26 protein-coding genes are annotated in these 21,870 nt (G+C 69.5%); 16 read left to right on the plus strand and 10 right to left on the minus strand.

The window, feature by feature from the left end; all coding sequences use genetic code 11:
• The first annotated feature begins 189 nt into the window (after positions 1–189).
• From NAEX_RS30540 to NAEX_RS30595, 12 genes are all read left to right on the plus strand, one after another.
• Positions 190–1,251, plus strand: coding sequence for a hypothetical protein (locus NAEX_RS30540; RefSeq protein WP_143141493.1), 1,062 nt, complete (start codon positions 190–192; stop codon positions 1,249–1,251).
• A 287-nt stretch (positions 1,252–1,538) separates the two neighbouring features.
• The gene (locus NAEX_RS30545) at positions 1,539–2,561 is read left to right on the plus strand and encodes a tyrosine-type recombinase/integrase (RefSeq protein ID WP_170136121.1); all 1,023 of its coding nucleotides are present in this window, start codon (positions 1,539–1,541) and stop codon (positions 2,559–2,561) included.
• Complete coding sequence (locus NAEX_RS30550) at positions 2,561–2,956, plus strand: hypothetical protein (RefSeq protein WP_096331009.1); 396 nt, start codon at positions 2,561–2,563, stop codon at positions 2,954–2,956. Before NAEX_RS30545 ends, NAEX_RS30550 begins: the two co-directional genes overlap by 1 nt.
• Positions 2,953–3,333 (plus strand): hypothetical protein, encoded by a 381-nt coding sequence (locus NAEX_RS30555; protein ID WP_143141492.1) that lies wholly within the window; start codon positions 2,953–2,955, stop codon positions 3,331–3,333. The genes NAEX_RS30550 and NAEX_RS30555 overlap by 4 nt, the downstream gene beginning before the upstream one ends.
• Positions 3,334–3,484: 151 nt before the next feature.
• Positions 3,485–3,679: a hypothetical protein gene (locus tag NAEX_RS30560; RefSeq protein ID WP_096331011.1), complete on the plus strand. Its 195-nt coding sequence runs from the start codon at positions 3,485–3,487 to the stop codon at positions 3,677–3,679.
• Positions 3,680–3,756: 77 nt separating this feature from the next.
• Complete coding sequence (locus NAEX_RS30565) at positions 3,757–4,371, plus strand: hypothetical protein (protein ID WP_143141491.1); 615 nt, start codon at positions 3,757–3,759, stop codon at positions 4,369–4,371.
• The gene (locus NAEX_RS30570; RefSeq protein WP_096331013.1) at positions 4,368–4,808 is read left to right on the plus strand and encodes a sigma-70 family RNA polymerase sigma factor; all 441 of its coding nucleotides are present in this window, start codon (positions 4,368–4,370) and stop codon (positions 4,806–4,808) included. The genes NAEX_RS30565 and NAEX_RS30570 overlap by 4 nt, the downstream gene beginning before the upstream one ends.
• Complete coding sequence (locus NAEX_RS30575; protein WP_096331014.1) at positions 4,805–6,094, plus strand: replicative DNA helicase; 1,290 nt, start codon at positions 4,805–4,807, stop codon at positions 6,092–6,094. The genes NAEX_RS30570 and NAEX_RS30575 overlap by 4 nt, the downstream gene beginning before the upstream one ends.
• A 16-nt stretch (positions 6,095–6,110) precedes the next feature.
• Entirely contained in the window at positions 6,111–6,653 is a 543-nt protein-coding gene (locus tag NAEX_RS30580; RefSeq protein WP_096331015.1) for an MT-A70 family methyltransferase, read from the plus strand.
• Between the two features lie 17 nt (positions 6,654–6,670).
• The gene (locus tag NAEX_RS30585) at positions 6,671–7,003 is read left to right on the plus strand and encodes a hypothetical protein (RefSeq protein WP_143141490.1); all 333 of its coding nucleotides are present in this window, start codon (positions 6,671–6,673) and stop codon (positions 7,001–7,003) included.
• A gap of 16 nt (positions 7,004–7,019) precedes the next feature.
• Positions 7,020–7,742 (plus strand): recombinase family protein, encoded by a 723-nt coding sequence (locus NAEX_RS30590; protein WP_170136122.1) that lies wholly within the window; start codon positions 7,020–7,022, stop codon positions 7,740–7,742.
• Positions 7,743–7,988: 246 nt separating this feature from the next.
• Complete coding sequence (locus NAEX_RS30595) at positions 7,989–8,570, plus strand: sce7726 family protein (RefSeq protein WP_096331018.1); 582 nt, start codon at positions 7,989–7,991, stop codon at positions 8,568–8,570.
• Here the strand turns inward: NAEX_RS30595 and NAEX_RS30600 are convergent.
• On the minus strand, positions 8,527–9,516 hold the full coding sequence (locus NAEX_RS30600; protein WP_245913833.1) for a beta family protein: 990 nt from the start codon (positions 9,514–9,516) through the stop codon (positions 8,527–8,529). The genes NAEX_RS30595 and NAEX_RS30600 overlap by 44 nt on opposite strands.
• A 489-nt stretch (positions 9,517–10,005) precedes the next feature.
• Entirely contained in the window at positions 10,006–10,419 is a 414-nt protein-coding gene (locus NAEX_RS30605; protein ID WP_143141489.1) for a hypothetical protein, read from the minus strand.
• Positions 10,420–10,702: 283 nt separating this feature from the next.
• Between NAEX_RS30605 and NAEX_RS30610 the strand changes: the two genes are divergently transcribed.
• Positions 10,703–11,731 (plus strand): hypothetical protein, encoded by a 1,029-nt coding sequence (locus tag NAEX_RS30610; RefSeq protein WP_143141488.1) that lies wholly within the window; start codon positions 10,703–10,705, stop codon positions 11,729–11,731.
• A gap of 187 nt (positions 11,732–11,918) precedes the next feature.
• Here NAEX_RS30610 and NAEX_RS30615 read toward each other — a convergent pair whose 3' ends face one another.
• Positions 11,919–12,707: an alpha/beta hydrolase gene (locus tag NAEX_RS30615; RefSeq protein WP_096331022.1), complete on the minus strand. Its 789-nt coding sequence runs from the start codon at positions 12,705–12,707 to the stop codon at positions 11,919–11,921.
• An 83-nt stretch (positions 12,708–12,790) separates the two neighbouring features.
• Between NAEX_RS30615 and NAEX_RS30620 the strand changes: the two genes are divergently transcribed.
• Together NAEX_RS30620 and NAEX_RS30625 are read left to right on the plus strand one after the other, a co-directional pair.
• Entirely contained in the window at positions 12,791–13,051 is a 261-nt protein-coding gene (locus tag NAEX_RS30620; RefSeq protein WP_096331023.1) for a hypothetical protein, read from the plus strand.
• A 69-nt stretch (positions 13,052–13,120) separates the two neighbouring features.
• A complete protein-coding gene (locus NAEX_RS30625) occupies positions 13,121–14,563 on the plus strand; it encodes an IS1380 family transposase (RefSeq protein WP_143825753.1) in 1,443 nt (480 codons plus the stop codon).
• A 244-nt stretch (positions 14,564–14,807) separates the two neighbouring features.
• On the opposite strand, the gene NAEX_RS30630 is transcribed toward NAEX_RS30625, so the two are convergent.
• Complete coding sequence (locus NAEX_RS30630; protein ID WP_096331024.1) at positions 14,808–15,599, minus strand: hypothetical protein; 792 nt, start codon at positions 15,597–15,599, stop codon at positions 14,808–14,810.
• 248 nt (positions 15,600–15,847) lie between these two features.
• Between NAEX_RS30630 and NAEX_RS30635 the strand changes: the two genes are divergently transcribed.
• Entirely contained in the window at positions 15,848–16,408 is a 561-nt protein-coding gene (locus NAEX_RS30635) for a hypothetical protein (RefSeq protein WP_096331025.1), read from the plus strand.
• 58 nt (positions 16,409–16,466) lie between these two features.
• Here NAEX_RS30635 and NAEX_RS30640 read toward each other — a convergent pair whose 3' ends face one another.
• The 6 genes from NAEX_RS30640 to NAEX_RS50920 form a co-directional block, all read right to left on the minus strand.
• Positions 16,467–18,485: a hypothetical protein gene (locus NAEX_RS30640; protein WP_096331026.1), complete on the minus strand. Its 2,019-nt coding sequence runs from the start codon at positions 18,483–18,485 to the stop codon at positions 16,467–16,469.
• A 416-nt stretch (positions 18,486–18,901) separates the two neighbouring features.
• Positions 18,902–19,126: a hypothetical protein gene (locus NAEX_RS30645; RefSeq protein WP_143141463.1), complete on the minus strand. Its 225-nt coding sequence runs from the start codon at positions 19,124–19,126 to the stop codon at positions 18,902–18,904.
• A 14-nt stretch (positions 19,127–19,140) separates the two neighbouring features.
• Entirely contained in the window at positions 19,141–19,623 is a 483-nt protein-coding gene (locus tag NAEX_RS30650) for a hypothetical protein (protein ID WP_096331028.1), read from the minus strand.
• A complete protein-coding gene (locus NAEX_RS30655; protein WP_096331029.1) occupies positions 19,623–20,192 on the minus strand; it encodes a hypothetical protein in 570 nt (189 codons plus the stop codon). Before NAEX_RS30655 ends, NAEX_RS30650 begins: the two co-directional genes overlap by 1 nt.
• On the minus strand, positions 20,189–21,055 hold the full coding sequence (locus NAEX_RS30660; protein WP_096331030.1) for a peptidoglycan DD-metalloendopeptidase family protein: 867 nt from the start codon (positions 21,053–21,055) through the stop codon (positions 20,189–20,191). The genes NAEX_RS30655 and NAEX_RS30660 overlap by 4 nt, the downstream gene beginning before the upstream one ends.
• 3 nt (positions 21,056–21,058) lie before the next feature.
• Positions 21,059–21,859 (minus strand): hypothetical protein, encoded by an 801-nt coding sequence (locus NAEX_RS50920; RefSeq protein WP_096331031.1) that lies wholly within the window; start codon positions 21,857–21,859, stop codon positions 21,059–21,061.
• Positions 21,860–21,870: the final 11 nt, after the last annotated feature.

Below are 21,870 nucleotides of genomic sequence, written 5' to 3' on the forward strand. Positions count from 1 at the left end.
GCGCGGGGGGCGGCGATCTTGCCGGTGGGCGTGATGGGCGTGGGCGGGGTCGCAGAGGCGTTCGGAGAGTCGGGTGGGTGTTTGGCCTACATGGCGATCGGTGAGCGGTTCACGCGCGGAGCGGCGGCGTGGTAGCCTGGGGCAGGATTGCCCGGCGCGCGAACACAGGGATCCGGGCGGATGCGGCTCGTGGCGCTGGTCTTGGCGCTCGGGACGTCGGGGGCGGCGCAGGCGGCCGGGCTGCCGCCGTGGGAGCCGCCGACGACGGAGGTCGAGGCCGAGGCGCCGGGTGACCCGGGCTCGAAGGCGGCTGCTTCGGAGCCGCCGAAGGGCGAGGCGAAACCGGCCGAGCCGCAGCGCGGGGCGAGTGCCGCCGGGGCCGAGCCGCAGGGCGAGGTGAAGCCGTCGGGGACGGAGCCGAAGCCCGCGAGCGGGGAGGTCGGTCCGCGAAGCAGCGAGGCTGCGACCAGCGCGAATGGTGGGACCGCGAATGTGCAGAGTTCAGCGCGGCTGGCCGGCGATGCGCTGCCGCCGCCGCCGATCGATCCGAACGACGCGCCATTCATGCGACCGCCGAACAATCAGATCGGGACCGCGCCGCCGCGCACGCGGCCCGACATTCGCCAGGGGTGGTCGGCGCGGCGGCGGTTCGCGCTGACGATCGCGCCGGCGTACGCGATGTTGCGGCTGCCGTTCCAGGGCCGCTTGACGGCCAACAATCAGGCGCCGCGGCTGCACGGGGCGGGCGTCAACGCCGAGTTCGACGTGCAGGCCTGGCGCTGGATCTGGGTCCGCGCGATGGGGGTCTATTCGGGACACCCGGTCGGCGAGGAGCGGGCGCAGATGGAGATGGAGGTCGTGCGCACGGCGCCGCCGGGCACGATTCACGTGATGACCTACGGCGTCGGCCCGGTGTTCGCGCTCGACCTGGGGCGCTTCCTGCCGCTGATCGAGGTCGGGGTGGCGGGCCTGCGAGTGGTGACGCCCACCGGCGGGGGGACGGGTCAGCGCGGCGAAGCGTGTATGGCCAACGGTGCGTGCGACGTCGGGCTGAAGTGCAACAGCGCGCGGATCTGCGAGGTCACGACGATCGGCGAGATGTACCTCGGGCTGGCCGTCGATCTGCTGGTGCGGCGCCACCTGAGCTTCGGCGCCCAGTTCCGCTACAACGTCCGCTTCGCCGAGCTGAAGTCGTTGAACCTCACGCCGGGGTATCTGCTCGGGACGGTGCGGCTGACGGTGCGCTTCTGAGTCCGCTGGGCCGATCTGCGGCCGCGCTGCGGCCGCGGGCGGATCGAACGCGGTTCGGGGGGCTGTCGCGGGCGCCGGCGATGTGCGACCATGCCCGCCATGCGCCAATTCCTCTGGAATTGCCGCTCGAAGCCCACAACTTGAGCGTTACCGAGCGCGGCGGCGCTCGCCAGACCTCTCGGAATCGCACACCACGAGTCGAGCGTGGCAGCGAGGACGATGAGCCCCCTGGGGCTAGAAACCCCAGAATTTTGAGGTCTGCGAAGGAGGGTCCCAGCAACCACGGGATGCTGACTTCACTCCTTCGCCGGTTCATCCCCTCCATCGTCAACAAAAACACGATCTCGGAATCGCCGGTCGCCACGGCGGATGCGGCAACCCTGAACAGCATCCTGGACGAGTTCTGGGACCTGCACTGGCAGCACCTCGACGACGCGGAGGGTGTCGAGCGGACGCTCCGTCTCTACCTGCGACCTGCCTTTGGGGCCAGGCCGGTCAATGCCCTAAGCCGCGACGAGCTGCTGCGCTGGCACCAGAAGGCAGAGCACAGGAGGGTGCCCTCCATGGCGAACCGAGCGATCAAGCTCGGCCGTCAGGTGTGGCGCGCGTTGCGGCCAGGGGAGTTGAACCCGTTCGCCGACATCCCGCTCTACCCGATCCGCCAGCGCACGCGCGTCTTCAGCGAGGATGAGCGCGCTCGATTCGCGACGGCCCTCGAGGGCATGCTCAGGCCCAAGGGAAGAGGAAAGCGCCCGAAATGCACCGAGGTTGTCGCGGACGCGATCTGGTGCGTGCGGGGCACCGGCGGGCGGCGTTCGGAGGTGCTCTCGTTGCGACGAGAGCAGATCGATCTGCGCGCTGAGCTCGCGTACCTCGACGAGCACAAGACCGACGACGACGAAGACGTTCGGACGCTGCAGCTCACCAACTGCATGGACGTCATCCGGAGGCGTTGCGACATCTGCGACAAGACCGGCAACCCGTGGCTCTTCCCGAGCCCGAAGAAGAGCGCGAGCGGTCACGTGGAGAACATCGACGCGGCCTTTCACGAGGCATGCCGCCGCGCTGAGATGGTGCGGACGCGTGGCCTGTCGCCGCATGCCCTTCGGCGCGATCTGGCCACGAAATTGCTAAATGGCGGCACGGACCTTCGTGTGTGCCAGAAGGTCCTGGGGCACCGGAACATCGCCTCCACATCACGCTACGCCCGTGCCAACGACGAGACGGCGCGCCGCGCGGTGAGGAACAACGGCGTGAAGCGGGAGGCCCAGGAAGTCGCGGTCCCTCGGCCGACCGAAGGAGGTGCGTGATGCGGAAGCGACACGAAGACCTCGCGGATGACGTCGACGGCCTCGTCGGTCCGCCGGAAGCCGACGTCCTCGGCACGGTCGGCCGAACCTTCAGCCGCGAGGAAGCTATCGTCGCGCCGAGGGTGCAGGCGCAGCTCGTGGCCCCGCGCGTGCGCCTGTACTGCAGCAGGTGCGGCGCGCGCCTCGTCTGCTGCGCGTGCGGCGACTACTATCGGAACTGCAAGGGGCCCTGCGCGTGCGGCGACGTGGCCGCCTGCCCGGACTGCGACCTGGAAGCTGTCGAGATCCGCGACCGGTGCGGCACGGTGGTCGGGGTGCTGCAAGGGGTGGTGGAGTCCGCGTCGCCGCGCCGGAAGGTGCTGGCGCTCCCCAGAAAGGCGGGAGGTGCGGCGTGATGCTCCTCGCCTTCATCCTCACCCTGTCCGGCGGTCTGCTCCTCGGCATCTTGCTGGGCGCCCGGTTCCAGCGCGGGCGCTCGCAGCCCTCCTTGAACGAGGCATGGGCCTGGGCACGCCGAGAGCGAGCCGCGCGACTCGCCAGCGAGACGCGCGTGCGGCAGCTCGAGCGCGACGTCCAGGAGTTCGAGAAGGTGGTCGCCGCGCTGGCTCCGCCGGAGCCGGAACACGGCCACCTCGTGGCGGAACTCGAAAGCTCGCTGCGAGTGCTCGGTCTTGACGTGGCGATCGACGACCTCCAGCCGACGCTGCCGGACGCGAGCGAGAGCAAGGAGCGCATCCGTCGTCGGTTGTTCGGAGGCGAGGTGAACCCGTGACGAAGGCTGACCTCGTCGACCTGGTCGCCGTCCTGCTGCGGCTCGCACTCCGAAGAGCGGGCTCGTCGGTGCGAGCGGCGGCCCTCTGCAGCGTCACCGTCCGCGCGCCCCGCGGGGCCGCTAACTGCGGCTTCTACCCCCGGAGGCCGCGATGACGAAGCCGCTGTCGCCCGGGTGTCGGCAGGCGCTGCTCCTGCTGCTCGAGCGGCGGCGGCACAACCCATTTCTGAGCCGACGGGCGAAGGCCCTCGAGGAACGCGGTCTCATCGAGCAGAGGGAGGACACCGCCACCTGGCAGCTCTCCGCGGCCGGTCGCGTCCTCGCCAAGGAGATCGCGCGTCGATGACGTGCCGTCCCGGCCCGCGGCTCCTGCTGACCACGCTTCGCCAGACCGCGGGCGAAGATGGGTGGAGCCACGCGTCCGTGCCTACCCTGGCCTGGGAGACAGGTCAGTGCGAGCGGACGATCTACCGGCAGCTCGGCGCCCTTCACCTGGCCGGGCTGCTGATGCGCGAGCGGCGGCGGGTCGCCGGCCGGCTGCGCACGTGCTGGGCGCTCGGTGCCCGGGCGCGCGACCTCCTCGCCTCACAATTCGCGGCGCAGCTGCAGGCCGAACAGCTCGAGCTCGTCGACGTCGCCGGCCAGCTGGTCGTCGCGACCCCGCAGCAGGCCGACGACGCCCGCGAAGCCGGGGCCCGCGTCGTGAAGCGGCCGCTCTGGCCGCGCCGTATTCCGCTCTCGCTGACCCGCGACCTCGGCAAGCTGCTGCGCCGGGAGGGCTGGCAGGCGGTCATGCAGGTGTTGCGGGGCTACCACGCGGCGACGCTCGATGATCCGCGGCAGTGGCGCTGGTGGCCGCTTCTCTGGCGTCCGGGCGTGTGGTCCCGGGCCGCGGTCCTGGCCGAGGACGCCGCTCAACGTCACCGGGCTCGCGTTCATCGCCACCTCGAGTCGCTGAGGCCGAAACCGGAGACAGAACCCGAAGCCGTCACCGCGCTCCTCATGCGGTGGCGGCACCAGGGAGGTACCGCCCCATGAACGTGAGCGACATCCTGCCGATCGCGCGAGCCGTCGCCCGTCTCGCGCCGTCGCACGAGCGCGACGAGGCCCTCGGCGTGGCGCTCCTGGCTATCACCAACGCCTGGCGCCGGTACGAGCCGGAGCGCGGCGAGTGGCGAGCCTGGGCCCGTATCTGGGCCAGAGGCGCCGTCGTGCGCTACCTGGAGCGTCGGTCGCTCGAGCTGCGGCTCATCGAACCGGCGGCGCCCGACGAGGCCGGCGAACAGCTCGACGAAGGCGTCTTCGACGCCTTCGCGCGCCTGCGACAGGCCGCCCAGCTCGACCGCGAGGTCGTGCAGGCCCGCCTCGCGGGGCTGACCCTTCGGGCAGCGGGCGAGCGACTCGGGTGCAGCCGGACGCAGGTCATGCGGCGCGAGCGGCGAGTGCTCGCGGCCCTCGGAGGCGCGCAGGCATGAGTGACTTCGTCGAACGCGAACACGAGTACGCGATCCTCGGGGCCGTGCTGCTCCGAGGGCAGATCGCCCTCGACGAAGCCGACGTCCAGCCGGCCCACTTCGGCGACCCGGTCGCCCGCACGATCCTCGACGCGCTGGTGTCGATCGCGGAGCGCGGCGAGCCGGTGGGCGACATCGTCGGCCTGCAGGCGGAGCTGGAGCGCCGCGGAAACCTGAAGCTGGTCGGCGGCCTGCCGGCCCTGAGCAAGCTCGTCGACAAGTACGCGACGGCGCGCAACGCCGGCTGGCACGGACGTCGCGTCCGCGAGCTCGCCGTCGGGCGGATGCTCCGCCAGGGCATGCGCGATCTCCTCGAGGCGCATCCGGATGAACTCGTGACGCGGGCGCGCGAGGAGTTGCCCCCGCTGCTCGATGGTGTTGCGACCGCCGCCCCGCCGATCGGACAGGTCGTTCGGGACAGCCTGGATGCGATCGCCCGCGCCGGCATGGGCCAGGCGCCGGTCGTGCCCACGGGGCTTAGGGTGCTGGACGACAGGCTGGGGGGCGGCATCCGCCCCCAGCAGCTGGTCGTGATCGGCGCGCGGCCATCGATGGGGAAGACCGGCCTCCTCATCACGTGGGCGGCAGCGTCGGCGCGCGCGCGGCGACCGGTCTACATCGCCACGCTCGAGATGTCCGCCGTCGAGGTGGTGCAGCGCATGCTCGCGCTTCTGGCGCTCGTCGACGTCCAGGCGGTGATCGCCGGCCGCCTGAGCCATGCGGAAGCGCAGCGGCTCAGCGACGCGGCCGAGGCGGTGAAGGGCGCGCCGCTCGTGATCGACGATGACGTGCGCTCGCTGGGTCAGCTGCGCGCGCGCGTCCGTCAGTGGGTCCGTCGCACCGCGGCGACCAGCAGCGACGCAAACGCCTGGGTCGCGGTCGACTACCTTCAGCTGCTCGAGTACGAGGGCCGCGCCGACAACCGCGAGCAGGAGATCAGCGGCCTCTCTCGCGGCCTGAAGCGGCTGGCCAAGGACGCGAACATCCCGGTGGTCGCCGCGGCGCAGCTCAATCGAGCGGTCGAGGCTCGCGCGGATCACAAGCCGCACCTGGCCGACCTCCGCGAGTCCGGCAGCGTCGAGCAGGACGCGGACATCGTCCTGTTTCCCTTCCGCGAGGAGCACTACAAGCCGACGACGCAGAACGCCGGGAAGGCTGAAATCATCGTCGGGAAGCACCGTAACGGGCCTACCGGCGAGGTCACCGTCGCGTTCCGTAAGGCGCTGGCGGCGTTCTTCAACCCCTGACCCAAGGAGCGAGTAGATGCAGCTGGTGATCGGCGCGGTGCCCGGCCCGACCGTGAAGGACGCAGGCGGTTTTCGCTGCATCGCCGCGGATCCGCCGTGGCTCGAGCAGGGGGGCGGCGGGCGAGGCGCGCAGGAGCACTACCCGCTGCTGTCGACGCCGGCGATCATCGAGACGATGTTGCGGGCGCCGTGTTGGACGCCGGCACCCAGCTGTCACCTCTGGCTCTGGGTGACCAACAACTTTCTCCCGGACGGCTTGCACGTGATGCAGGCGCTCGGCTTCCGCTACGTCAGCAACATGGCCTGGGCGAAGGACAAGGTCGGCCTCGGCCAGTACCTCCGAGGCCAGCACGAGCTCGTGCTCTTCGGCGTGCGCGGCCAGCTGCCGGCGCAGGCGCCCGTGCCGAGCCTTCTCGTCGCCCCCCGCCGGGCGCATAGCCAGAAGCCCCCTGAGGCCTTCGAGCGGTTCGAGGCTGTGAGCCCCGGGCCTCGCCTCGAGATGTTCGCGCGGGAGCGGCGGTCCGGCTGGGAACCGTGGGGGAACGAGCTCGCCGCATGACGGAAAGGACATGAACAATGAGTCAGTCGAGAAAGAGACAATCGAACGTCGTTGACACTGAAGTGCCAGGGCTCGCGCTGGAGACCTCGCCGGAGCAGCCGAAGTGGGCCATCGTGCTGGCGAAGTCGGGCGAGCGCGTTCTGCCCCTGCTCGCCGACGACGCCGACGCGGCGCGCTGGGTCGTCAAACAGCTGGGCGACATCACGAGCTGGGCGGGCGGGCCGCCGGACGTCAAAGACGCCCGGGCCAAGGACGGCGTCGCCCGCGTGTACCGGGGGCTGACGTATCCCCGCGTCGCGTCGGGCTGGACCTACGACAACAGCAGGACCGCGCTCTTCAGCGGGGGGTGACGCGATGCGGCGTGGCGTGGACTCCTCGCTCGCGGTCGCGTACCTCCGAGTGAGCACCGACGAGCAGCACCTCGGGCCCGAAGCGCAGCGAGCGGCGATCGAGTCGTGGGCGCGTGCGCGAGGGATCCACGTCGTCGCGTGGCACGAGGACAAGAACGTCGGCGGCGCCCAGGCGCTCGAGCAGCGACCCGGGCTGATGGCCGCGCTGGCGTCCCTGCGCGCCTCCCGGGCTGCGACTCTGGTCGCCGCCAAGCGCGATCGACTCGCCCGCGACGTCGAGCTGGCCGGCGCACTCGAGGTCCGTGTGCGCCGGCTCGGCGCTCGCGTCGCCACCGCGGACGGCACCAGCGACAAGCATACGACCGACGGCCGGCTCTTGATGCGGATGGTCGACGTGTTCGCGGAGCACGAGCGGGCAGTGATCCGCGACCGCACCCGCGCGGCTCTGGCGGCCAAGCGCGCCCGGGGCGAGCGCGTCAGCGGACAGCCCCCGTACGGCTTCCGACATGAGGCGGGCCGCCTCGTCGCCGATGAGCGCGAGCAGCTGGTGCTGCAGCAGCTCGAGCAACTGCTCGAGCGCGGCCTGAGCCTGCGCCAGATCGCGGCGGCGTTGACCGCCCGCGGCTGTCGTTCCCGCGCGCCGGATGGGCGCTGGCACAAGACCACCCTCGCGCGCCTCGCGCGGCGAGGTCCAACCGGACACCGACCGGACGGTCCGTGTCCAGAAAATGTGCGTTAGTGACCAGGACCCTCTTGACGGCTGGCCTTCGGCCCGGCGCACAACGCGGCTGTGGACGCTCGCCGTGGTCTGGCGCGCCTACCTCCGTCAAGCAGCGCAGCGATCTCGTCCGAACAGCAAACCCAACGAAATTCCACCAAACAGGGTTTTTGGGTGCCTATTTCAGGCGAAGGGGCTGGTGGCGCGGAGTTCGCGTGAGCCAGATCCTAGGACCGCCCGTTGCGCGTGTGTTACCTAAAACAGGCCATGCGAGACGCTGATCTACGTGCAGCTCTTCACCAGAAGGTTCTTCGGGACCACCATGGGCAGGCTGATACTCTGGTGCTCGATGAGCTCGGCTTGTGGTACGGCACCGCGCGGGTGGATATCGCCGTCGTGAACGGACGGTTGCACGGATACGAAATAAAGAGTGACCGCGACACTCTCGAGCGCCTCCCCGCTCAGGCGCAAGTTTACAACAATGTCCTTGATCGCGTCACGCTCGTGGTAGGGGAGACGCACCTTGAGAAGGCGATCAAGATCGTGCCCCCTTGGTGGGGTGTCAAGGTAGCGTTCGCTGGGCCTCGCAAAGCTATTCATTTTCGCGAAGAAAGAGCCCCAGGAACAAATCCGGCGATCGATCCCGTTGCTGTAGCTGCGCTGTTGTGGTGTGACGAGCTCATAGAGTTGCTGGCAAGCCTGGGGGCAGCGCGAGGGCTGCGGGGCAAGTCGCGTGACCGCCTGACGCGAGCGCTCGCCGACCTGCTCCCGCAGGATGAATTGCGTGCAGTCGTCAGGATGCGCCTCAAGGAGCGCTCAAACTGGCGAGTTGCTTCAGCACGTACCTGATGTGATGGTTCGTCCCTACTGAGCGCCAGGTGGTCATGTTCCCCGTCCCGACCTCACCGTTGGCGCACTCATGGATGTACCGGTCCCCCCAACTGAAGTCTGCCCCGCAGTATCGAGGATCCGCGATAAGGCTCTGCGAGAGCTTTACGTACTGTCCGAAGCCGCCGTACTGAGGGCCGGTGACCTTGCGGCCCCGCTTGATCAACCACGCGTCATCGAGCGTGTACCGGATGTTCGCCGCACCCGCGTACGGGACGTGGCTGTAGATCGCGTGCGCGGCCGTGTAATCGCCGAAGAGAACTTCCCTCGTTGCGGCGAGACGTGCGGCAACGTTCTTCCACACGTTCCACTCGATGCGTGGGATGGTGTCCTCGCCGGTGATGGAAGCCAGGTTCTCGGGAAACGCCGAAGCTGCGTAAGTAACCGTCCGCCACTGCGCGAAATGGGGCAGGTTGGCAAGGAAACCCATCATGGTGAAAGACTGGCTAGTCACATTCGATTGCGGCGTCACTTGGATGAAGCCAGCATCGACCACGACGTCAACCTCCCCGGGGTCCAACGCCAGTAGCTTCATCAGGCTACTCATGTCGTCCGCGAAGCCTACTTCTGCAATCTCGTCAGGAGTGATGCGGATGAGCGCACCTCGGCCGTCCGCCTTAGCGACCGCAGCGACGGCGCGCTGGAAAGACTCGTCGCGAGCAACCCCAGTGACAGGAATACCGAGCAGTTCGAGCGCTCGGAGACGTTCGAACACAGCTTCAACCGGATTGTTGTCCTCGTCGAGACCCAGCTCTACGCAAATCGGACTCTCCTTCCCCCAGGATTTGTCTATCTGCTTGACGAACTTGTCGTAGGAGGCTCCCGGCTCGTCTTCTTCCTCCGACCCCGGTAGAAATTCGATCATCGGGCGTGCGAAGTGCTTGTCCCCGACCGGCAGGTTCTGCAAGGCCTGTTGTTCTCCGCGTTTCCATCGAAGGATTGGCGTGTATCGAAATTGGGCATTCATCCACACCAATCTGCCGTTACGCTATTGCATCGTCAAGACGCATAACTCGGAATGAGCCATGGCAGGACCAATGTTTCGGCGACATCGAACGCGGTTTGACGTGGCCCCGATGACTGCGAGTTCATGCTCATCGTGTGTTATGACACGGCCGTGCGAAGCCGTATTCACGAATGAACCGGCCGCCTCGCGCTCGGGCGTTGCGGCCCGCAATTGCTGTCCGTCGGCTCGAACGCGAGCGCGAGCCGAAGCCGACGAGGCCGGAGCCGCTCGATCGCCCGAGCCTGGGCGCTCAACGAGAACCTCAACCCGCGAGCACCGCCAGGCCATGTCGTCGGCGTCGCGCCGCTGTCCGGTGCTCGGAGCGCGCGCCCCGCTCCGGTTCGAAGCGCGGGGCCAGCTGGTGGCGGAGGGGGCCGCGGTCCTTGAGCCTCAACGCCCCCGCGACTTCCGCGGTCGCCGGCGCTCGCCCGCGGTCACGTAGCCGCACGTCACCGTGATCTTCAGCGGATAGGCCCCGCGCGGCACCCCCAGATGTTCGTCCGCGAATAGCTCGAACTCGTGCCACAGCGCCTCGAGGGGCGCGGGCGATAGGCGTGACAGCACCGCGCAGAACTCGGCCGGCTGGATCGTCACCGGCTCGCCGTGCCGCTCGCACAGCCATCGCGCGAATCGCCACGAAAGCGGGATCTCCGGCGTATCGTCCTCCGTGAGGCGAAATGTGTCGCAGCAGCCGGAGAAGTACGCCACGACCTCCTGGAGCGTGCCCATCGACGTGTACATCCGCGGCCGCCGCGTCAGGGAGTACACCGTACCAACCAGCGAAGCGGCGGGGGACGACACCATCGCGGCAGCTTAGCTCACCCCGAGCGCCTGATCCTCGACCTCTGCGGCGGGTCGGGCAGTTGGTCGGCGCCATACCGGAACGCAGGCTACCGCGTGCAGGTGGTCGACCTCCCGGACGACGTCCGGCTGTTCATGCCGCCGCCCGGCGTCTGGGGCATCCTGGCGGCGCCTCCCTGCGACCAATTCTCTCGGCCCGGTCGAGACCCGGCGAAGACTTCGTGCGTCAGCGCCGCGCACGGACGGCCTGAACCTTGTAACCTCGAATACGCCCATGCGACCGCGCGTGTCTCGACCCTCGCTCCTCGGCGCCGTCCTCGTCGCGTGCCAGCCCGCCATCCCCGAGCCGATCTGGGAGGGCGAATACCTGCACTACGGCACGACCACCGACGCTCCAGTGTGTCGCGGCTCGTTCGTCCTCCAGGAGCGTCACGCGGTGGAGCTCGCGCGGATGATGGGCTTCGAATTGCCCGACATCATCCGCTTCACCCGCATCAAGTCCCGCCAGATCCGCAAGTACTGCGGCCGACGAGCTCGGGGCTGCGCGTGGGACGAGGAGCCCTACGCCTTCATGGCCGAGAGCAGCTACAACTTCCACGAGATCACCCACGTGGTCGCCAACCTCGGCGGTCTCTCGGGACCGACCGCGTTCAACGAGGGGCTCGCGGAGGTCTTCCAGGACAGCTCCGCGTCCATCAACGCGGGGACCCCGCTCGCGCAGGTCCTCCACGGCGACGTCGACGACGTGATGGACTATCACACGGCGGGGCGGTTCGTCCGCTTCCTGATCGAGCGCCACGATCTCGCGCTGTTCGTTGAGTTCATGCGCTCGACCTGGCGCACCGCCGAATTCGACGAGTTCGCGCCGATCTTCGCCGAGGTGTTCGGTGAGCCGATCGAGGCGGCGATGGCCGACTTCGCCGACTACCCGAACTGCAGCAGCGGGAGCAACCGCATGGCGCTGCTCGAGTGCAACCTGCCGCCGCAGCCGTGGGACGGCGCGACCCTCACCCTCGGCGCGGACGTCTCGTGCGAGCGGGACGACGTCCTCGGGCCCGACAAGATCGGTCTGATGCGCACGAGCCGCGCGTTCGAGATCGCCGAGGCCGGTAGCTACCGGCTGTCCGCGCCGGCCTCGACAGAGTGGTTCTTCCTTCGCGTCGCCAAGTGCGGCTCGTGCTGGGACAGCTTCGAGTTGCCGATGGTCCCCGGCATGTCCGAAGCTCACGAGCTCACGCCAGGCCGCTACTACGTCGAGTTCGGCCGCCGGGTCGACGAGCCTACCGAGCTCAGCCTGCAGATCGAGCAACTCTGAGGGGCTCTGGGGCGACTTCAAGCTTCCGCGGCGCGGGCCACTCGTCGAGCCGGTCGGCGGCGGGCCGCTGTGTCAGCTCTGCGGCCTCGAACGCCGCAAGACCACAAGGTGCAGCAACGCCGCGCACCGAGCCGTGACCCCAGAGCCGACATGAACGTGCCCACGACCTGGGCGCTCAGCGCGGGCCTCAGCCTGCGCCGAGGCCTTCTTCCGACCAGCGCGTCGCCAGCCACGCGCGCACTGTCGCTGCGTCTGGCGACGCGCCGATGACGTCGACGTCGCCCTGGTCGACGACGAGGGGCCAACCGAGGCCGGCGGCCTTCTGCGCGGCCAGCTGGTCGAAGCCGACGGCGTCGCCGTAGCTGAGCTTGAAGAGGCGCGGCGGGCTCGCGGGGGCCTTGCCGTCGGGCACCCAGTCGGCCGTGAGCACCCCGCCGGCACCGAACGCGGCGCGGAACCAGGCCGGGCCGCGCATCGCTTCCGCGAGGGCCATCGCGCCCGCGCCGCCCACCCCCACGATCACGAGGGCGCCGTCGACGGGGAAGCGCTGGGTCGCGGCGATCACCGCCAGGCCGATGTCGTCCGTCTCGCGCAGCTGCGCGGTGCGGAGGGCGGTGCCCTGCAGCAGCGGGTCGAGGTAGCGCCGGCGGCCGTTGCCGTCATCGAGGCGCCCGAGCAACGTCACCACGCGGAGCGGGCGCGATGGCGGAAGAACCGACCTCAGCGCGGCCGGGTCGTCGCCCTCGCCGTGCAGGAGCACGACCATCGGCAGCAGCTCAGCCCCCGGACCGGGCGTGTACGTGGCGCCGTCGAGGCGACCGACGAGGGCCTGGTGGAGCGCCAGCTGCTGCAGCTCCTGTCCCGCGGGCGCGCCCGGGCTCAGCGCCGGCGGCCCCGACGGCGCGGGCGCGCCCGACTTCCGGTTTTTGGCGAAGAGCGCGGTGGTGATGACGGTGGTGACGACGGCCCAGAACACGCTCCGACGCTACGGCACGGGTTGAGCGCCCGCCCCGTCCAGTGGACGTGTTCGCGGGTTCGCGCGCGTCGTAGGGTGCGAATATGTCCGCGGCAGCGTCGCCCAGCACGACCTACCTCATCCTCTCGCTCGTCCAGATCGCCCTGTGCGGGGCGGGGATGGTGCTGATCCTGCAGGAGCTGCGCGAGCTCGTGCGCCAGCTGGGGCTCGTCCGCGTAGCGCTCGCGGAGCACCAGCGCCACTCCGACGAACGATTGACCCGCCTCGAGGAGGCGCAGCCTGACGCACCGACGCCGGCCCGCCTGTCGTTGCGGGCGAGCGGGCCGCGGCCCGTCCGCTCCTAGTCCGGATTTCTCACCACGGGAAGGAATTCCGGCCGCACTTCCCGAGTTCGAGCGGGTGTGAAACGATTGCTGACCACCCAGGGGTACGGCCGGAACACGACAAGGTGTATCCGCACCGAGTTCGATTTTCAACCGGCCGGGCGGAGGCGTGTCGAGGCCGCCTTCGACGCCGGGCGGGTCAGCTCGGACGGCGGCCTGCTGTTGCTGCGCGAGCTGACCAAGAGTTCAGGTGTGTTTCGGGACTTCGCGGCCTGCTTTCGGGACCACCGCGACCCGAGCCGGGTCGAGCACACCGTCGAGGAACTGCTCGCGCAGCGCGTGCTGGGCCTGCTGTGTGGTTACGAGGACCTGAACGACCACGACGTGCTCCGCGACGATGCCTTGCTCGCGCTGGCGATAGGCAAGGCCGATCCGACCGGCGAGCAGCGCAAGCGGGTGCGCGACCGGGGCCATGCGCTGGCGGGCAAGAGCACGCTGAACCGCCTGGAGCTGGCGAAGCCCACGGTGGCCGGCGACGAGCGCTACAAGAAGATCAGCTACGACGACCACGGGATTCAGCGCCTCTTCGTCGACACCTTCCTGGCCGCGCACGATCGGCCGCCCGCCGAGATCGTCCTCGATCTCGACGCGACGGACGACCCCGTACACGGCAAGCAGGAGGGTCGCTTCTTCCATGGCTTCTACGACAGCTACTGCTACCTGCCGCTGTACGTCTTCTGCGGCGACTTCCTCCTCGGCGCCGCGCTGAACACCGCCGACAAGCAGCCAGTCAGCGGCGCGGTCGAGGAGCTCGAGAGGATCGTCAGTCAGATCCTCGCTCGCTGGCCGGCCGTCCGGATCATCGTGCGCGGCGATTCCGGCTTCTGCCGCGACGAGGTCATGCGCTGGTGCGAGGACAACGGCCTCTTCTTCGTCCTCGGCCTGCAGAAGAACTCGCGCCTGATCGCCGAGATCGAGGACGAGATGACGCAGGCCCGCACCACCTCCGAGCAGACCGGCAAGGAAGCACGCGTCTTCAAGGACTTTCGCTACGAGACCAACCGGACGTGGTCGCGAGAGCGCCGGGTGGTCGGCAAGGCCGAGTACACGACGGACAAGGAGAATCCGCGCTTCGTCGCCACCAACCTCTCGCATGACGAGTACGACGCGCGCTCGCTCTACGAGGACCTCTACTGCGCTCGCGGAGACATGGAGAACAGGATCAAGGAGCAGCAACTCGGCCTCTTCGCCGACCGCACCAGCGCCCACACGCTGCGCGCCAACCAGCTCCGCCTGTGGCTCTCGTCCGTCGCCTACATGATCCTCAACGAGCTCCGCCGACTCGCCCTCGCCGGCACCGAGCTCGCCCACGCCCAGGTCTCCACGATCCGCACGCGGCTGCTCAAGATCGGCGCCATCGTCACCGCCTCGGTCCGCAGGCTCCGCGTCTCCCTAAGCTCGGTCTTCCCGCTCCAGCACGTGTGGTGGCGCGTCCTCGAGAACCTTTACCGTCATCACGTCATGAGACGCTGACGGCCTCGACATCCGTCACTCAAAGGGCGCGCCGCGCTGCGCGCCGGGGCTCGTCTGTCCTTATGCGCAGGTCACCCCAAACGCGCAGCCGGCTTTGTAATCCATCTAACAGCTCGATCTCGCGCCAGCAGTGGGCGTAACGAGCGCGCCTCCCGGCTCACGTCGACGGCGTCCAACACCCTTCCACCAAGCCCCCTGACAGGTGCTTGGCGGGCCCCCACCCATCCGTGGTGAGAAATCCGGGCTAGTTACCGAACAGCGGGCCGGTGGACGTGTCCTGGCGCCGGCGCCGAGAGCGACCTGACGTCTGCTGCATCACCAGCTGCTCGTAGTGGTCCAGGAAGGGCCGCGCCTGCCGCATGAGTCGCTCGTACTCGGCATCCTTCCCCGCGCGTTGCAGGTCGCGCGCTTGCGCGTGGATGCCCTGGATGAAGTCCTCCATCTCGGCCGTGCTCTTCGCGCGGAGGAGTTCGTCGAGCTCACCGCCGCCGGCCTTCGGGACGGCCCCCGAGGTCCTGGCCTTCGGAGCAGGCCGCGGGGGCCCGGCCGGGGGGTCGACCAGCACGTACCCGGCAGCTTTGAGCGACGCTGCGGCGGCGTCGCGCGAGGTGAACCCCGTGCCCTTGCTGCGCTTCGCTCCCATGGGGCGCCACGACCACGTCGGTGGGCCGTTGACCGAGGCGTGGAGGATGAGATAGGCGGGTTTCGCAGCGCCAGGGTTCGGGGCCGACGCGGTGGACTTGCTGGCGCCCGCGCGACGCCGGGCGCGAGGCGCCGACGAACGGACGGTGCAGCGGTGGGCGACGCCGGCCTTCGTCCGCTCGCGCTCTTGACGCTTGCGCGTCCGCTCGAGCTCCCGTTCGTGCCTGGCACGCAGCTTGTCGGCCTTGGCTTTCGCCCGCGCCTCCTCGGCGGCCTGGACCTTCGCCAGCTGCTCCTCCAACCGGCTCACGAGCTTGCGCGCCGCGGCGAGGCGCCTGGCGATCGCGGCGCATCGGGGTTCCTTCGTTGTCGTCTTGTTCTTCGGGCTGGCCACGTCTCCACGCTACGCGACCGCCGCCGCCCGCAACCCGTCCTAAGGACGTGTCGCCAGCGACGGCGTTGTCCGCTCGAGCCTGGGCGACTTTAAGACCGGGTCAACGCGACCGCCAGCCTTCACCACCCGCTCGGCGTCGACGGCCGCGGCGAGGTCGGCCGAGCAGGCCCTGCGCTTCGAGCATGCGTGCGGCCTCAAGATGCGTCGACGTGGCGGGGAGGTTTTCCCGGGGCGGTAGATCCTGAGCCGTGTTCAGTTTGCAGCAGATGCGCCGGCCGGCGAAAGTGGTGCTGATGCTTCTGCACGCCCTGCTTTCCGCCGCTCTCATCTCCCAGCCGTCCGCCGAACTCGCGGTCGAGCCGGCACCCGAACCTGCACCGGCGCTTGACGAGGAGGCTGCGCCGCGCCACAAGAGCGAGCAGTCACGCAAGCCAGACGGCTGTGAGGAGGACCGCATGGACTTCGAGCGCCGCAAGTGGCGGCTGACGGCCGGGCTCGTGTTCCCGGGCGCCGCCCTGGCGCTCGCGGGCGGCATCGTTTTCCTGCTCGCCCGCGAGTCGCCCGAGCCCGACGGCGGGCCGGTCTGCACCGTCGGCAAGCGCTGCGGCAACTCGTGCATCGCGCAGGAGTACGAATGCCATGAGGACGGCAACCTCGGTCCGGTGACTCGCGCCGGCTGGATCGCCGGCACCTCGCTTGTGCTCGGCGGGCTCGGCCTGATCGTGGCGGGCATCCTTGCCCCGCGAAGGATGACGCCGCGGCGCGTCCAATGCTCATCCTCCGGATGCACTCTGGTCCTCCGCTTTTAGCTGGCGTGCATCGCACGCTACGCACATCGTCGCTGCCCGATGACGTACCTGGGCTACTTCACGACCGGGTCAACGCGACCGCGCCCAGGAGGGCCGCCGCCGCGACCGCCAGCTTGCCGCCGCCGCCCTGAGCGGCCTTCACGAGCTCCCCACGGAAGGGCACGCCCCCCTGCGGGGGTTGACCAGCTGGCGGGCGCACGGCGCCCTCGACCAGCTGGGCGTCGGCGGCGAGGCCGAGGCTCTTGCCGAAGTCGCGCCAGGTCCCGGTGACGCCGGACGCCCGCAGCTGGTCGGCGAAGGCCGGGTCGATGTCCTGGACGTCCGCCAGGTCGACGCGGAAGCGCAGCGGGTGCGTCAGGAGGCGCGCCCGCATCTCCTGGCAGAGCTGGGCCAGCTTCGTCCCCGACGCCCCCTTGAACGCCCCGTAGGGCTCCAGGGGGCCGACTTTCTGGTGGCGCACGTAGGCGCACACGAGCGTGGTCTGCAGCGAGCGCTCCTGCTGCAGCCGCAGGCGGTCGAGCGTCGGGTGGATGATCGCGTCGAAGGGCGAGGCGAACTCGGCGGCGTCCGCCTCGGGCGGTGGCCACGGCATCTTGCGGTACCCTGCCGGCGCCGGGCCGGTCGCGTGCTTCCACTTCGCCGGCGAGACGACGCGCTCGGCGTCGACGACCGCGGCGAGGTCGGCATCGCAGGCCCTGCGTTTCGAGCACGCGTGCTGCTTCGGGAACGACCCGTACGGCCAGGTCAGCGCACCGACGCGACGGGGAAGGTCCTCCTCGATCCACAGCGACGTCGTCCGCCCCGCCGGGTCGCCGGGCGCGAGGCCCTTGTAGACGTTCGGGGTGATCAGCGCGAAGCCGTGCGGGACCTTGAAGGGCGAACCGAGGAGCCAACCGCGCGGATCGTCGCGGAGGCGCACCGCGATCCACGGCTCCATCGCTGCGCCGAGGGACATGCGCGCCTCGGAGATCGTCTTCGCGTAGATGTCCTGCATCAACCGGAGCGGGTTGTTCCAGAGGTCGGCGAACGACTGCTCAAGCGCCTCGAAGGCGCGGCCCCACGCCTCGATCAGCTCCTCGGCGCGCACGGTGTACATGTCCGGGTAACCTGACTTCTCGGACATGTTCCACAGGACGGCCGCCGCGTTCGTCGCCGACGGGTAGAAATCGCCGTTGTTCGTCACGGTAGGCGGCCAGGGCAGCGTCGCCTCGCGGGGTGTGAAGCCCTGCGGTCGGCGGATCACGCGGTTCAGGCGCGGGTCGGGCGGCGGGCCGGGCCGGGTCACCTGTACCGGGCCGAACATCCTCTGCGTGCCGGGCAGGGCGCCGATGTCGCCGCTCGTCGACCAGGGGATCAGGTTGTCCTTGCCCTCGAGCGGGGCCCACACGAAGCCGAGTGGGTCCCTCTTGCTGCCGCCGACGCCGAACCGCCAGGGCGTGCTCGGGTTGGTCCACGGCGGCCGGAACAGCCTCGTACGGTCAACGCCACCACCAAACGTGTCCAGCACGAGGTTGGTTAAGTCCTCGTCCGCCTCGCGGCTGTACTTGGCCCACGGCATGACGATGGCGGTGGGCTCATTGAACATCCGAGCGAGCTGTAGGCCTGCTGCGAAGTACGCCTGCGCGAGCTGCTTGACGAGCGGCACGGAGGTGCCGACGATCGCTGCGAGCGCCGCCGGCACCGCGACCTGGGTCAACGCGTGCTCCACTTGTTCGGCGCCAAGCTTGAACTCGCCCTCGGTTACCGCGAGCAGGTTGCGGACGTCAGTCAGGTTCGAGAACCCGACGTCCGCGAACACGCCCTGTAGCGCCCGTCCGGTCGGTGTTTTCTTCCACGTCGCCGCGGCCTTGATCTGCGACGTCAGGAAGTCGCCGACCCTGGTGGCCTTGCGCTTCAAGGCGATCCGCATCGCGTTGTAGGCCGACGTGCTGGCGTTCTCGAGGAGGTGTCGGACTCCCAGCTCCGACCCACGCAGCGCCTGAATTTTCTTGTCGAGGAGCGAGTCGTCGGAGGGCCAGAGCGAGTGGAACGCGTCGGGCACCTGCGCGAAGATCTCGTCGGACTCCGAAAGGCGCATCAGTTAGTCTCTCGGTGAATGACACAGTAGCCATAATTGTCTGGCAACTGCCCACGCAGGCCACAGACCATAGGAAAGGCGAACTCGTCTGCTGGGCAATCGGCGTCTGCACCGCAGAGCACTGCACACTCACCGTAGAGGCACAGCTCGACGAAGCGGCTGGAGTCCAACGTGTTGCAATCGCCAGGCTCCTCACAGGTTTGAACGCAGACGCCGGCAGTTACGGTCGTCGGGCCCATCGCAGCCATGTCGTCCCAGTCGTAGCACTCGAGCGCCCGGTCGCACGTTCTTTCCGGAATTTGCTGGTGGTCGTCGCATGGTTCACCCCACGCGGCGGGTCGCTCCTCGCTTTCTTTGCAGCTCGGGATGAGAACGACGACCAGAGCGAGGACGAGACGTCGGAGCATGCCCAACTCCTACGGCGCCGGCGGCCCCGCCGTCAACCGGTCGAGCTCCGCCTGGGCGACCGCGAGTTCGAGGGTCACCTCGTCGAGCAGCTGCTCGAGCTCGTCGAGCCGCTCCTGCAGGCAGCGGGCCGCTCGTCGGCGCCGCCGCATCACGCCGCCGGCGAGGTAGTGCCCGAGCTCGGCCGCCGCGCCGCCGACAAGCCCGAGGAGGATTGCCTTCGCAACGTCGTTCATGGCCACCAAGCTGCTCACGGAGGGAGGGTTTGCGGGGTGAGTAGGGCGGGGTCGATGCCGAGCTCGGTGGCCTGGACGATGACCTGCTGCAGGTACTGGTTGGCTGCCGCCTCGCTCAGCTTCCCGCCGTCGACGGCCCCGCGGTTCGCGTAGAGGGTGAGGCGCCAGAGGAACGCGACGTGCTTCTGGGTGATGGCCTTGGCCGCTTCGAGGTCCTGCGACAAGGGCAGCACGCAGGCGCCGAAGGCCTCGGCGAGCACGCGCTGCTGCCAGCCGGGCACGTTCGGCAGGCCGGCGACGAGCTTGCGCACCCACTCGAGCGCCCGGTTCTCGTCGGTGACCTCGAGGTCGCGGCAGCCGTTGATGAACCGGAAGCCGCGCTCCGAGGGAGCCGGCGCCGGCGCTCCGCCGGTGCCGCCGGCGTCGCCGGACTTTTTCTTCTTGCTGAACGCCAGAGCAGCCGCGCCGGCGATCGCCGCGGGGACGAGCCAACCCATCAGGAATCTCCCTTCTCACGCGCCTTGATGAACTGCGCGCCGCCCCAGAGCGCGAGGCCGATAGCCGCGAACTTCGCCACGCCCCCCGCCGCCTCGCCGGCCCGCTTGAAGATCTGATCGATGATCGTCTGGGTCGGCACCGGTTGCGCTGGTGCGCTCGGCGTGACCCCGCCGAGGGCGCGTATCGCTGCGTCGACGTCGCAGCTGGCGGCGTGGCAGCGCGTCGCCATCTCGATGAACGTGCGAATCGGCCCGGCCAGCTCTTCGCCCATCTTCAGATAGTTCCAGTTGCTGTCGCCGTGCTCGGCCAGCACGTTCCAGGAGTCCCCGTTGCACAGATCTAGAGCTGCCTGCGTGGCTGGCGTGTAGCTGACTTTCTCGCCCTTGCGCTGCCGCTCCCAGAGCATCGTGTCGTAGGACGTGAGGCGCGTGACGAGGCCGTTCCGCACGACCTGCAGCATCTTCCGCATCTCGAAGTAGTCGTAGGGCGTGCAGTACCCGAACGCGCCCTTGCACGGGTCCTCTTTCGTCCGGCCGCCGAGGTTGAGGGGTTGGCACTCGTCGCTCATGCGACCCCCAGGAACAGGCCCAGCAGCTCGCCGACCGGGACCTGCAGCACGCCCTCCTGCTCCTCGCCGTTGTCGTCGTCGCCGATCGCCGCCTGGGGCACGTTCTGGCCCATCGCCGACCGGAGCAGGTTCGCTGGATCGATGAGGCCCTCGGGCTTCGGCTGGCCGAGGCGCCAGACCTGGCGCGCGACGACCTGGCCGAGCGTCAGCGGCCGGTCCCACACGGTGACGTGCGCCATGGTGTCGCCCTTCGGGTAGGCGCCGATCTTGCCGATCGTGTCGCCGGCCTTCACGAGCGTGTTCTTCGCCGCGCCGGTGCCCGCGGCGATGCCCCCGATCAGGACGGTGCGGCCGGAGTCGGTGAGCATCACGACCGCCTTCACAGTCGACTCCCACCCGTGCGTGCCAGACAAGATGATCCCCGGCTCCGGCGCACGCACGGCGGTCCCGAGGCCCGCGCGGAGGTCGACCCCGACGTGATATCGGGTCTGTGGGCCCTTCCACGGGCGCTTGGCGCCGAACTTGCCGCCCGCTGTCCAGTACATCGGCGTCTGCGCGACGGGCCATACCCACGCGCCGGCGGCGGGCGGAGCGACCGGCTGCTGCGCGATGGCCACGCCCACGAGGCTGCGGAGCCGGACCCACGCCGCTCGGCAGGCCGCCTCGCCCGTCGCCGGCAGCTGGCGGGGACAGTCGCTGTAGAGCCGCCAGTAGGCGACGTTGGTCAGCCAGTCCTCGAGCGCCTGGCCGGGCTTGCGCGTCGCGTCGCCGTGCGTGCTCGGCCGTTCCTGGACGACGACCAGGGCGGCGGCGGCTTCGGCTGCCAGATCGGCAGCAGTCGGGGTGAGCGGAGCGGTTGCCATGGTTCACGCCGGGGGGATGAAGATCATCGGGAAGTTGTTGCCGCTGCCGCCGGTGGCCGCGTTCGCCTGCTGCTCGGCCACCGTGCCGAAGATCGGCATGAACGAGATCCGGCCGGCTGGACCCCACAGGTGCGGCTCGATGCCGGGCCGCCAGAACCGCTTGTTCTGCGGCGCGTCGTTGATGCGCTTGAACGCCTGGTGGTTCGCCGGCGTGCCCTGGTGGGTGCCGTACGCAGCCGCGCTCACGCCGTAGGGGATGTCGCCTGCCTTCACCTGGTACCAGAAGCCCGGCGTGGGCGTGGGTCGGCTCTCCGGCAGGTCGTTCGCGGGCGGCTGCTGCACCGGCGGCAGCTTCAGCGGGGGCGGGGGCGGTGGGGGCGGCGGGGTCGGGGGCGGGCCTTGCTGGATCTCCGGCTCGCCGGGGATGACGATGCCGCCCTTCGGCAGCTTGCTGCTGATGCATTGTCGGAGGCGCACGAGCGCCGGCCCGTAAACAGGGTCCTGCGGCGACGGCTCCGGCGGCGCGTCCGGGTAGACGGTCCAAAGCGCGACGCGAGCGAGCCATTCGGCGACCGTCATCGTGGCCGGCCGCGTGCGTCCCTGGAACTCCTGCGGCTTCATCTCGACCACCGCGAAGCACGCCTGGGTCTCCTTGCTCGTCTCGTTCTGAGGCGGCAACCCGGTGCCGGGAAAGGTCCCGTTCCCCGCCTCGTCCGCCGGCTCGGACGAGCTCGGGCTGGAGTTCTTCTTCTTGCCGAAGAGGGCGAGGAGGGCGACGACGGTGGCGCTGACAGCGACGAGCATCAGGACCTCAG

The sequence above is a fragment of the Nannocystis exedens genome (assembly GCF_002343915.1).
GTDB lineage: Bacteria > Myxococcota_A > Polyangia > Nannocystales > Nannocystaceae > Nannocystis > Nannocystis exedens.

Excerpts from the sequence above, each read along its gene's own strand:
- NAEX_RS30650 (WP_096331028.1), bottom strand. The coding sequence starts at position 19,623 with ATGGGTTGGCTCGTCCCCGCGGCGATCGCCGGCGCGGCTGCTCTGGCG.
- NAEX_RS30585 (WP_143141490.1), top strand. The coding sequence starts at position 6,671 with ATGAGTCAGTCGAGAAAGAGACAATCGAACGTCGTTGACACTGAAGTG.
- NAEX_RS30580 (WP_096331015.1), top strand. The coding sequence starts at position 6,111 with ATGCAGCTGGTGATCGGCGCGGTGCCCGGCCCGACCGTGAAGGACGCA.
- NAEX_RS30655 (WP_096331029.1), bottom strand. The coding sequence starts at position 20,192 with ATGAGCGACGAGTGCCAACCCCTCAACCTCGGCGGCCGGACGAAAGAG.
- NAEX_RS30545 (WP_170136121.1), top strand. The coding sequence starts at position 1,539 with ATGCTGACTTCACTCCTTCGCCGGTTCATCCCCTCCATCGTCAACAAA.
- NAEX_RS50920 (WP_096331031.1), bottom strand. The coding sequence starts at position 21,859 with ATGCTCGTCGCTGTCAGCGCCACCGTCGTCGCCCTCCTCGCCCTCTTC.
- NAEX_RS30595 (WP_096331018.1), top strand. The coding sequence starts at position 7,989 with ATGCGAGACGCTGATCTACGTGCAGCTCTTCACCAGAAGGTTCTTCGG.
- NAEX_RS30560 (WP_096331011.1), top strand. The coding sequence starts at position 3,485 with ATGACGAAGCCGCTGTCGCCCGGGTGTCGGCAGGCGCTGCTCCTGCTG.
- NAEX_RS30570 (WP_096331013.1), top strand. The coding sequence starts at position 4,368 with ATGAACGTGAGCGACATCCTGCCGATCGCGCGAGCCGTCGCCCGTCTC.
- NAEX_RS30550 (WP_096331009.1), top strand. The coding sequence starts at position 2,561 with ATGCGGAAGCGACACGAAGACCTCGCGGATGACGTCGACGGCCTCGTC.
- NAEX_RS30645 (WP_143141463.1), bottom strand. The coding sequence starts at position 19,126 with ATGAACGACGTTGCGAAGGCAATCCTCCTCGGGCTTGTCGGCGGCGCG.
- NAEX_RS30575 (WP_096331014.1), top strand. The coding sequence starts at position 4,805 with ATGAGTGACTTCGTCGAACGCGAACACGAGTACGCGATCCTCGGGGCC.
- NAEX_RS30640 (WP_096331026.1), bottom strand. The coding sequence starts at position 18,485 with ATGCGCCTTTCGGAGTCCGACGAGATCTTCGCGCAGGTGCCCGACGCG.
- NAEX_RS30660 (WP_096331030.1), bottom strand. The coding sequence starts at position 21,055 with ATGGCAACCGCTCCGCTCACCCCGACTGCTGCCGATCTGGCAGCCGAA.
- NAEX_RS30605 (WP_143141489.1), bottom strand. The coding sequence starts at position 10,419 with ATGGTGTCGTCCCCCGCCGCTTCGCTGGTTGGTACGGTGTACTCCCTG.
- NAEX_RS30620 (WP_096331023.1), top strand. The coding sequence starts at position 12,791 with ATGTCCGCGGCAGCGTCGCCCAGCACGACCTACCTCATCCTCTCGCTC.